9 protein-coding genes are annotated in these 10,099 nt (G+C 50.1%); 1 reads left to right on the plus strand and 8 read right to left on the minus strand.

Features of this window, described 5'->3' with window-relative positions:
• Positions 1-9 precede the first annotated feature (9 nt).
• The 8 genes from PF479_RS01080 to citC are packed head-to-tail and all read right to left on the minus strand — an operon-like array spanning position 10 to position 8,927.
• On the minus strand, positions 10-648 hold the full coding sequence (locus tag PF479_RS01080; protein WP_298001361.1) for a response regulator transcription factor: 639 nt from the start codon (positions 646-648) through the stop codon (positions 10-12).
• The gene (locus PF479_RS01085; protein ID WP_298001363.1) at positions 641-3,772 is read right to left on the minus strand and encodes a sensor histidine kinase; all 3,132 of its coding nucleotides are present in this window, start codon (positions 3,770-3,772) and stop codon (positions 641-643) included. Before PF479_RS01085 ends, PF479_RS01080 begins: the two co-directional genes overlap by 8 nt.
• A gap of 5 nt (positions 3,773-3,777) precedes the next feature.
• Entirely contained in the window at positions 3,778-4,314 is a 537-nt protein-coding gene (gene citX / locus PF479_RS01090; RefSeq protein ID WP_298001365.1) for a citrate lyase holo-[acyl-carrier protein] synthase, read from the minus strand.
• Positions 4,311-5,162, minus strand: coding sequence for a triphosphoribosyl-dephospho-CoA synthase (locus tag PF479_RS01095; RefSeq protein ID WP_298001367.1), 852 nt, complete (start codon positions 5,160-5,162; stop codon positions 4,311-4,313). Before PF479_RS01095 ends, citX begins: the two co-directional genes overlap by 4 nt.
• On the minus strand, positions 5,162-6,709 hold the full coding sequence (citF, locus tag PF479_RS01100; protein WP_298001369.1) for a citrate lyase subunit alpha: 1,548 nt from the start codon (positions 6,707-6,709) through the stop codon (positions 5,162-5,164). The genes PF479_RS01095 and citF overlap by 1 nt, the downstream gene beginning before the upstream one ends.
• Positions 6,696-7,604 carry a citrate (pro-3S)-lyase subunit beta gene (gene citE / locus PF479_RS01105; RefSeq protein ID WP_298001371.1) on the minus strand — a complete coding sequence of 303 codons (909 nt, stop codon included), beginning with the start codon at positions 7,602-7,604 and terminating at the stop codon, positions 6,696-6,698. Before citE ends, citF begins: the two co-directional genes overlap by 14 nt.
• Complete coding sequence (citD, locus tag PF479_RS01110) at positions 7,601-7,897, minus strand: citrate lyase acyl carrier protein (protein ID WP_298001373.1); 297 nt, start codon at positions 7,895-7,897, stop codon at positions 7,601-7,603. The genes citE and citD overlap by 4 nt, the downstream gene beginning before the upstream one ends.
• On the minus strand, positions 7,851-8,927 hold the full coding sequence (gene citC, locus PF479_RS01115; RefSeq protein ID WP_298001376.1) for a [citrate (pro-3S)-lyase] ligase: 1,077 nt from the start codon (positions 8,925-8,927) through the stop codon (positions 7,851-7,853). The genes citD and citC overlap by 47 nt, the downstream gene beginning before the upstream one ends.
• Before the next feature lie 189 nt (positions 8,928-9,116).
• On the opposite strand from citC, the gene PF479_RS01120 reads away from it, so the two are divergent.
• The coding region (locus PF479_RS01120; RefSeq protein WP_298001377.1) for an aminoacetone oxidase family FAD-binding enzyme at positions 9,117-10,099 on the plus strand (983 nt) is incomplete at its 3' end.

A 10,099-nucleotide genomic window follows, 5' to 3' on the forward strand; every position in this document is an offset into this window, starting at 1 on the left:
GTCTGATTCTTAGTTCTGGGATATGAGGTTATGTTTTACCGCATAATAGATTAACTGTGAATTGTTTTTCAGGTTCATCTTCTGCAGCAGCCTGGCTCTATAGGTACTGACGGTTTTGATGCTGAGGTTGAGCTTTGTAGAGATTTCCCCGCTTGTTAATCCTTCCACCAGCATGATCATCACCTGGTACTCCCGTTCGGAGAGTTGTTTGTGAGGCATCTGGCTGTGGTCGCCCTGATAGTCTTCCAGCAGGAGATGGCTCACCTTGGGAGAGATATAGCGGCCTCCCTTGTTGACTTCCTTGACGGCTTTCACCAGTTCTTCCGGGGCGCTGGCCTTGTTTAAGCATCCAGATGCTCCCAGTTTTAAGGCCCGGAGGGCATACTGGCTTTCCGATTGAATGCTCAGTATAAGAACCGGAATTTCAGGATATTGAATATGCAGATCTTTGAGGACCTCCAGGCCGTCCTTTCCCGGCAGGGATATGTCAAGGATGATCACATCGTAGAGCTGTCTGGAGAGCCTGGAGAGAACATCAACTCCATTGGAGAGTTCATCAAGGCGGCTGAGTGAGATGGACTCCTGAAGAATCTGACAGAGGCCCCGGCGCACCAGAGGATGATCATCAACAATTAGTATTTTATGCATGGTTTGCATCCTTTACTGGGAGAATAATTCTTACCATTGTTCCCCCCTCCGGGTGGTTGTCAATAAAAAAGCTTCCATTCAAGTGGCGGCAGCGCTCTCTCATGCCGATGAGACCAAAGGCGTCAATTCTCGTTTTACTCTGCCGTTTGATTCCCGTTCCGTTATCATGGACAATCATACAGAATGCATTGTTTTCCATGAACACCTTGACATTCACCTGAGAGGCAGCTGTATGTCTGATGATGTTTGTCAGGATTTCCTGGTACATGCGGAAAATGGCGGTCTTTCTTTCGATTTCGGATTCTGGAAAGATTTTCCCTTTCAGATTGATTTGAAGACTCAGGGGGATTCCTGTTCGTTTCCGGAATCGCCGGCTCTGCCATTCCAGAGCCTCTTTCAGGGAAAGGTTGTCCAGAGCCTTTGGCCTGAGGCTGGTGGAAATACTGCGGACAGATCCGATGGAATCATTCACTATCTCAAGGAGGGAGGAGATCTTCTCTGTCCGAATGGTCCCTTCGGCTTCGGGGTGACTATTCAACCAGAACAGATCAAACTTCATGGCTGTCAGCTGCTGACCCAGTTCGTCGTGGTATTCCCGGGCAGCGGCCTTCCTCTCTTCTTCACGGGCCTGTTCCATATGCATTGAAAAGTTGCGCAGCTGGTCATTGGATTTTTTCAGGTCCCTGAGACGCAACCAGACAAATAGACTGATGATCAGAGTCGCAAGAATTCCTGAAACAAGATAAAACCAGAGGTTCATCCAAAAGGGAGTCAGTATCTGAATCGCCAGGGATTTCCTGCTGTTCTGTCCATTATGATCGGAACCGAATATCACCAGCTCATAGAGGCCTGGCGGGACAGAGGCATAGCTGACCTCATTCCTGTTTCCCAGAAAGCGGGGCCTCTCCTCCAATCCCTTCAACTGAACCGAAAAGTGGTGTTTCCCCGGATCTATATAGGACAGGATAGAAAACTGAATGGTGAGGTTGTTGGCTGAAAAGGGAAGGGTAACTTTTTCTTTGAGGGAGATATCCTTATCCAGAATGATCAGACCATCCATTTCCTGACCTATTCTTATGGGCAGGTTGTGTACGCTCAGTCCGGTAATCATGATGTCTGCCAGAGCTGTCTGTTTTCTGATCAATTGTTCCGGGTGGAAACTGGATATTCCCCGGGGGCCTCCCCAGAAGAGAGTCCCGTCTTTTGTTTTCAGGTAGGCATTCTGGGAGAATTCATTGCCGGCCAGACCGTCGGCTTCACTGAAATTCAGAATATGTTCTTCCACAGGAGTAATTCTGGAGTGCCCCTTGTCTGTGGAGACCCATATGTTTTTGGTATCATCTTCCAAAATCCCGTAGATATTGTCTCCCGACAGTCCCTCCCGGCTGGTGATGGTTCTGAAGATCATACCTTCAGGCTGAAAGATATTGATACCCCCTCCGGCTGTTCCGATCCAGAGGCGATGAAGGCTGTCTTCAAAGATGACATTGACACTGTTGTCACTGAGGCTTTCTGTTCGGGAGGGGGAGCGGACAAAACTTTTAAAGCTGTTGGATTCCTTTTGATAGAGGTTTAGTCCTCCGTCCCAGGTTCCGACCCAAAGCTGATGCTTTGAGTCTTCAAAGATGCTGCGGACGGCATTCCCGTTCAAATGTCCCGGTTCTCCCGGCTCATGTTTGAATTGGGTCCATTCCCCCTCTTTTAGACGGTACAGCCCTTTACCCTCGGTTCCAATCCAAAGGCTTCCCTCATAGTCCTCGAGAAGAACCCAGATTGTTTCTGTGTAGGAGTTCTGATCTTCACCCCAAGGAAGGGGGACAGGCCGGGCTTGATCAATCATTCCCCCGGGAGGGATTGTATACAGGCCTGCCCCGTCTGTTCCTATCCAGAAATTCCCCCGGCTGTCTTCCAGCAGTGAATAGACCTGATCGTTTTCCGAATCAATATCTGCTGCATTCACATCCTTCCAGCTAATCCTGCCGCTGTTCCGGTCAATGACGGATATACCGCCGCCGTCCGTGGCGACCCAGAGGCTGCCGTCTGATCGTTCCACCATCTGTCTAATCTGTGATTTCTTTTTCAGGTTATATCCGGGATCACCGTCATTCAGATAATTTGTGATTTGTGTGGATGCGGGATTGAAAATATTCACCCCTCCTCCGCGGGTTCCTACCAGGATCAGACCGTCGGGGTCTCTGTAAAGACTCCTGATTTTGTTATAAGACAGCCCGCCTGGTTCCTCTTGAAGATGGGTCCAGAATTCCGATTCATAGTTATAGAGAAAAATCCCTGAACGTTCTGTTCCGACCCAGAGCCGGTTTCCATCAGATGTAATGGATCGTATCGCGGTTTTTTCCGGGAGAGGAAAGGCCCGTATTTCCTTGTCTTTATACAGGAACAGACCGCTGTTCGTCCCGATCCATAACCCGTTTTTTTCATCGGGGATGATGGTTCTGATAAACAGGTTGTTCAGAAGGTTCCACCCTTTTATGCTGTCTTCCTTTTCAAAATCACCGCTTTTTGTATTGTAAACGGAGAGGCCCTTCTCTGTCCCGATCCAGAGCCTGTTCTGATGATCGTTGTAGAGGGTTCTGATCCTGTTGTTCATGAGGCGGGAGTTCTTTTCATTCAGTATGAAAAATCGTCCCTCTCCCCTGTAAAAAGCCAGACCTCCCCCGGCCGTTCCAATCCAAAGGCGGCCATCCTGGCCTTCCTCCAGGGCAAAGATCTGATTGCCCGGGATGCTAAAGGGGTCTTTCGGGTCATTTCTGAAATGGCTGAAGCCCAGGGTTTCTCTGTTAAAAAGGTTCAGCCCACCTCCATCGGTTCCGACCCAGATATTCTGTTTTCTATCTTCAAGGATCGCGAAGATGACCGACCCGCTGATGCTGTCGGGAGTACCGGTCCTGGGTCTGAAAGTCGTTATCTTTTGACCATCGTAACGGTTCAGCCCGCTGAATGTTCCAAACCAGAGGTACCCGCTGGAGTCCCGGGTTATGCAGTACACAGAATTGCTGGATAAACCATCTTCCATGGTGAGGCTGGAGAATCTGAATTCTTCTCCCCATAGGAAGGAGGGGAGGATCAGGAGAGTCTGCATCAGGATCAGGAAAAGTACTTTCATTACAATTATTTTAACTCAGTATCTGATTTTATGCTCTGAAATACGCGGTATAGATTGAGAATATATTCTTCCAGCTGCCGGGAATCATGCTTTCCCGATCGGCTGCATTCATGGGCTGGTCTCTCACAGATGTAGCACATCCTGGAAGGAAGAGATAAATCCCTCCGGGAGAGAAGCTCTCCTGTGGATCTGTATACATCCATATCCCACAGCCGGCCCAGGATGTGGTCGTTTTCCAGGGCACTACAGATTCCCTTGGCCCGATTTGGTTCCAGATCCAGAAGGAGAAACCCTTCGGGCCCGGTCATGAGCTCTTCATTGATGTGGGAACTCCTGATCTCTTCCTTCAGTACTTTTGAGAGAGAATTCAGGCCTTCTCGGAATATCTCCTTGATCATGGGATTGTTCTTTCGGCTGCCTGGAATGTTCACACTCAACTGTAGGAGAGTCAGGAGAGATGTCTGCAGGAGAGTGCGCCTTTGCTGTTCTCTCCGGTCCCGGCTTTCCAGGATGTCCTTCAGGGTCACCATCCTGCCGCTCAAAATTTCTCCCCCATCCTGTGGATGAACAGAGTCAGGGCTAGAAGATCAGCACAGCCTCCGGGAGAAATGTTTTCACTGACAAAGAGGGTGTTCATCTCATCCAGTCTCTGAAGGTATTCAGGCTGTCTGATCCCGCGGTCACTGAGGAAACGGGATGCAGAGCGTCTTAAAAGGGATAACCCTTCTTCTCCCCGGCGGTGCAGAACAGTACTGTCTTCACAGTGCAGATAAAGATGCAGGAGGACTTCCAGAGTCGCTTGTTCTGGGTGGAATCCCTGGGATATCAGCTTTTCCATCAGGGGCAGAGCGATCAGACGGACCGACGGGAAGGCGGCTTCCGCCTCTCCTCTGATGCCGGTTGAGTGTAGAGTCTGGTAAACCCGCTCTCCATGACTGGCCGTTTCTGGAAGTTTTCGGTTTCTCAATTCTTCTGTGATTCCCCGGCAGATTCTTCCGGCTTCCAGGAGAATCTCTGAACCCGGCCCGGGCAGGTCGGGCTTGAGATGGTGCACTCTTTTTGAGGCTGCCAGGCAGACTCCCAGAGAAAAAATCTGACCCCTGTGAGTGTTTATTCCCTCAGTCGCCTTCCCCATGGCCCGCTCTGCCAGTATCCCGATCGGGCGCAGAAGGGGCAGGACCCGGGAGGATGAACCGTCTACAGGTGTGGCATGGACCATCTCTGCAAAAAAGGGTCTGATGGCCCGGGCGCTTTTATGAAAAAGATGCCGGTCCATATCCTTGTGTGCCCCCGTATTCAGACGATCAACCAGACCCGGTTTGGGGCTTAGATCTACTTCGGTGATCATGGCTTCCCATGCCAGAGTGGCCATCATTGCCGGATCAGGCATCAATCCAGAGCCTTGACCTGCCGTACCGTATCGATGATGGTTCCATCCCGGTATTCAACCAGGCCGACTATCTTATCTGTAAATTCTATTGGGTCGGGCTTTCCAACCAGTCGTTCCGCCTTATCCAGAAGTTCTTTCATGGTGTAGAAGGGGAGGCGGTAATCCTTGAAATGCTCAATGAGGTCTTTCCGGCGGGGATTGATCGCAATCCCTCTGTCAGAAACAAAGGCATCCACAGATTCACCGGGTGTCACCACGGTGATAACCTTCTCTGTGAGTGTTGATGTTCTGCCTCTGATCAGGGGAGCCACGATGATTGAAAACCCTGATCCGACAGCCGTATCCGAATGGCCTCCCGAGGCACCCATTATGACCCCATCCGAGCCAGTCAGGACATTCACATTGAAGTCCAGGTCTATCTCCAGAGCACTGAGGATGACCACGTTGAGCTTGTTGACGGCACAGCCCTTGTTCAAAGGGTTGGCATAATAGGAGGCGTCAATCTCCGTATGGAGCCGGTTCTGACCGATGGAGCGGATGGCTTCCTGGTCAAAACTCTGGACATCCAGTAGCCTTTTAATGAATCCGTCCTCATGCATCTTGACCATCTGAGCGGTGATCCCGCCCAGGGCCCAGCTGCATTTAATTTTTTTATTCTCCATATGTTCGGTCAGATACCGGGTGGTGGCCAGAGCGGCACCTCCAGATCCTGTCTGCATCGAGAATCCATCTTCAAAATAGGGGGATGCCGCAATGAGGTCCGCCGCGTTCTGGGCAATGAGAAGGTCCCGGGGATCTTTGGTGATTCTGGTGGCACCGGTACTGATTTTTTCCGGGTTCCCTACCGAGTCTACTTTCACAATGAAGTCAACCATATCCTGGTCAATGCTGAAGGGGGTGTTGGGATATTCGGCGATGTAATCTGTCAGGAATACGACCGTTTCCGCATGTTTGGCATCTACTATGGCATAGCCCAGAGAACCACAGGCGGATGGCCCGGAGTAGCCATTGGCATTTCCGTAGACATCACAGGAAGGAACTCCAAGAAAGGCGATATCAATCTTTATCTGCCCGACTTCTATGGCCCGGGCTCTTCCTCCATGACTGTGGAACAGAACGGGAGTTTCCATTTTTCCTGCAGAGATAAACTCCGCCAGCTTGCCTCTCACCCCGCTGGTGATCAGGCGGGTGACCGTCCCTTTTTCAATGTGTCTGATCAGCTCATCATGAGCAGGAGTCAGGGAACTGGAGGCCACCGTCAGGTTTTTAATACCCAGGTTTGTGATGACATCCATCACCATGTTCAGAACAAAATCTCCCGAACGGAAGTGGTGATGAAAGCTTACAGTCATTCCGTCTTTCAGTTCCGATTTCATAACGGCCTGCTCAATGGTTTCTACCATCTTGTTCAGACGGGGCAGCTGGCGGTTTCCCTTGTCTTGGCGGATGAGGGGAGTGTGTTTGAAGGCCCCATCAAAGGGTTTCAGAGTTTCCCCATTCATTTCCAGGGGAATCTCCCGGCCCAGTGTGTTTTTAATCATTGTCATCGCAGTATGCCTCCAGTTCGTTGATGCGTATTCCTGTGGCCAGGGCCATTTCCAGGACTCCCCGGGCCCGGTCCACAATGGGCTTGTCTACCATCTTACCATTCAGAGAGATGACTCCTGAACTGCGGCATTCTGCTTCCTTGATGGCCTGAATGACCCGGATCGCATGATCAATTTCCTTGTCTGTGGGACAGAATATTTTATGTACCGGCTGGATCTGCCTGGGAGAGATGACCGACTTTCCGTCAAATCCCAGCTGTTTGATATGCCTAACCTCTTCTAAAAATCCTTCTTCGTTATTCACATCTGAGTAGACCGTATCCAGGGCGTATATACCGGCGGCTCTGGCGGCCATCAGGATTTGTGACCTGGCAAAAAGGAGTTCGATACCACCGGGGGAGCGCTTGGTTTTTATACTGGTGACAAAGTCTTCCGCACCCAGAGCAATGCCGATGAGGCGTTTGGAGGAGATGGCAATCTGGTAGGCATTCAATACCCCCAGGGGACCCTCGATGGCTGCCATCATCTTGATGCTGCCCACCTTGTATCCGCAGGCTTTTTCTTCTATTTCCAGAAGCTTTTCTACGGCGATGACATCTTCCGGGGTTTCTGTCTTGGGCAGACGGATCACATCCGGCCTGGCTCTGACCATCGCCTTAATGTCGTCCCTGCCGTAGGGAGTGTCCAGGCCATTGATACGGACCACTGTTTCGATTCCTTCATAATTCAGGGTGCTTAGAGCATTGAATACGAGAAAACGGGCCGAGTCTTTTTCCGTCACAGCGACCGAGTCCTCAAGGTCGAACATGACAGAATCGGAGCGGTAAATATGAGCGTCCTTCATCATCCCCGCATTGTTACCGGGGACGTAGAGCATGGTGCGTCTGAGTTTCATGAGAGTTTCTCCCAGGGATAAGTTTCACTTCCTGAAGCTCTGTAAACGGCGGCTTCCAGCCGGGCTCGGATGGTGCAGTCCAGGGCTCCCTTGTCTTCCAGGCGGACTTTTACATCCTCGATGGACAGCAGGTCCAGAGTCTCATTCACAACCTTGAGGATCTGTTTCCCGTACTGTCTTTTGACGATGCTGCTCAGGATTATCTCTCTTCCCTTTTCCGGATTGCTGTCTACTGTAATCAGGACATCACTGGACTCCAGTGTTCCGGCTAAGCCTGTTTTCATGATCTTCATGCTCTTTCTCCCTTATCATCTTCCCGTAACGGGCTCCATCGGCTGATATCAAAAACGAATATGTGCTGGGGGGAACCCAGTTTTTTAATTGGTCTATATTTCCCACGGCAAGAGCTTTTCTTACCTTGGTAGCGCTCACCGCGGCTCCCTCCACTTCTTTGCGGGGAATCTCAACGACTTTGATGCCCCGGGGGGGCAGAATTTCTTTCATAAGAGAATTATAGAGGGATGTAACAGGACAGAAGGGCTCTTCACCCACCAGCCGAGTGGTGATTCCCAATGAGGGGGCAATTTTCTTTGAAAACAGATCCAGATCCAGCAGGGCGTGGTTTCTATCCAGAATCTTCTGATCCTTCAAAAAATAGCTGGGAAAAGTAGCTCTGGATATGATGTAGTCCCGGCCTTCATGGATATAGAGGTTCTTCAAGTCTTTTGTCCCCCTGCGTACAAGGTTCATTCTGTCATTGAAGGAAAAAACCGAAAGATCCTCTTTGAGGATAAAAAGATGAACAACTTCGTGATCCCTGCAGGCTTTCTCAATCAGGTACCGGTGACCCAGAGTAAAAGGATTGCAGTTCATGACCAGTGCTGCGGCTTCTTTCCGGTTTTCCGGCAGCACCAGCGAGTCGATATACCTTTGGCATCCATCACTAGTGTTTTCCATGAGGATGGCATTTTCAGAGCTGGCTATCAGAAAAAACCCGAGATCTTTAAAGACGGCTTCATTTTCAGGTTTAGTATAGAGAAATAATGAGGCAAACCCCTCGTGATAGGCTCTTAATCTGAGGTATGTCATGATCCGGTTAGTGATGGTCTGTCCCTGGTAGGACTCATTGACGGCAATGCATTTCAGTACATTCCCTGCGGCGCATCCGCTGGCTATGATCTTATCCCCATCGCTTATACACAGGGCATAATCCAGATCCGCATCCAGAGAGAGGTCTTCCCTTTCCAGAAAATCCTTGAGTTGTATCCTATCACACTGATGTTTCAGGTTCAGTGTTTTCAATTCATATAATTCTGTAGACATAGGGTATTTTCTCCTGTGTCCTTTCTGCTGTCAGTAGGAATAGATACTTTCTTTCTGTAGGACTGGTCCTACAGATGAGGGCCGCTACTCTAATCATAAACTCAGAAGGGAGTCCGTGCCAGTGGGTTCCCGGTTAAAATCTCTGTCCCAGACCAGTCTATTCCATTATAGTGAGGAAAGGGAGGGATTATGGTTTTTGATCTTGTCATCATCGGGGGAGGCGCCGCCGGACTGTTTGCCGGAACACAGGCCTCTGAAGCGGGGCTGAACTTCTGCATCCTCGAAAGTATGAAAGAGTGCGGATTGAAACTTCTGGCCAGTGGTTCGGGTCAATGCAATCTGACTCAAGGCTGTAAGATTGCTGAATTTCCCGCAAAATACGGACAGGCCTTCAGGTTTGTAAAACCTGCCCTTTTTGGTTTTGACAACAAAGCTCTGATTTCCTATTTTGAGAAGCAGGGACTTCCCTGTGCAGACCGGGGAGACGGGAAATTTTTTCCCGCCAGCCGTAAGAGCCGGGATGTCCGGGATCTTCTCCTTGCTCTTTGCCGGAAGGGTGGGCAGATACGATGGAAACAAAGGGTTCTGTCTCTTGTAAAAGAGGATAATATTTTTCTGATCAGGTCTGATACGGAGCTCTTCCGGGCCAAAAATGTTCTTTTGGCCAGCGGAGGTCAATCCTACACGGGAACCGGTTCAACCGGAGAGGCTTATAATCTGCCCCGCAGCCTGGGTCATACACTCGTTCCTCCCCGACCGGCACTGACTCCCGTCTTCATAAACCCCTTTCCCCTGATGATCTGTTCCGGTACGGCTCTGTCTGTCTCCATCGATCTCTTTCGTAAGGGGCAGAAATCGGCATCCTTTAATGGAGATCTTCTCATCACTCACAAGGGATTTTCAGGACCGGTTATCCTGAATAATAGCCGCATCATGGAGGAAGGGGATGAACTGCGCCTTTGCTGGCTTCCTGATATGAACCGGGATGCACTGGATCAGGAAATCCTTGAAAGGATACAGTATTCAGGAAAAAAGACGGCTCGTAGTGGCCTGGCCCGGAAAGAACTGACCGACGCTCTAACAAAGGCGCTTCTGGATAGGGCGGGAATTGATCCTGAAAAAAAAATCTCCCAGTTGATCCGTAAAGACAGGATCTCCTGGTTGAATACCCT

Source organism: Oceanispirochaeta sp. (assembly GCF_027859075.1).
Classification (GTDB): Bacteria; Spirochaetota; Spirochaetia; order DSM-2461; family DSM-2461; genus Oceanispirochaeta.

What these genes read in the sequence shown, in the direction of transcription:
- PF479_RS01080 (WP_298001361.1), bottom strand. Translation starts at nt 648, where the DNA reads ATGCATAAAATACTAATTGTTGATGATCATCCTCTGGTGCGCCGGGGC.
- PF479_RS01085 (WP_298001363.1), bottom strand. Translation starts at nt 3,772, where the DNA reads ATGAAAGTACTTTTCCTGATCCTGATGCAGACTCTCCTGATCCTCCCC.
- PF479_RS01095 (WP_298001367.1), bottom strand. Translation starts at nt 5,162, where the DNA reads ATGCCTGATCCGGCAATGATGGCCACTCTGGCATGGGAAGCCATGATC.
- citF (WP_298001369.1), bottom strand. Translation starts at nt 6,709, where the DNA reads ATGACAATGATTAAAAACACACTGGGCCGGGAGATTCCCCTGGAAATG.
- citE (WP_298001371.1), bottom strand. Translation starts at nt 7,604, where the DNA reads ATGAAACTCAGACGCACCATGCTCTACGTCCCCGGTAACAATGCGGGG.
- citD (WP_298001373.1), bottom strand. Translation starts at nt 7,897, where the DNA reads ATGAAGATCATGAAAACAGGCTTAGCCGGAACACTGGAGTCCAGTGAT.
- citC (WP_298001376.1), bottom strand. Translation starts at nt 8,927, where the DNA reads ATGTCTACAGAATTATATGAATTGAAAACACTGAACCTGAAACATCAG.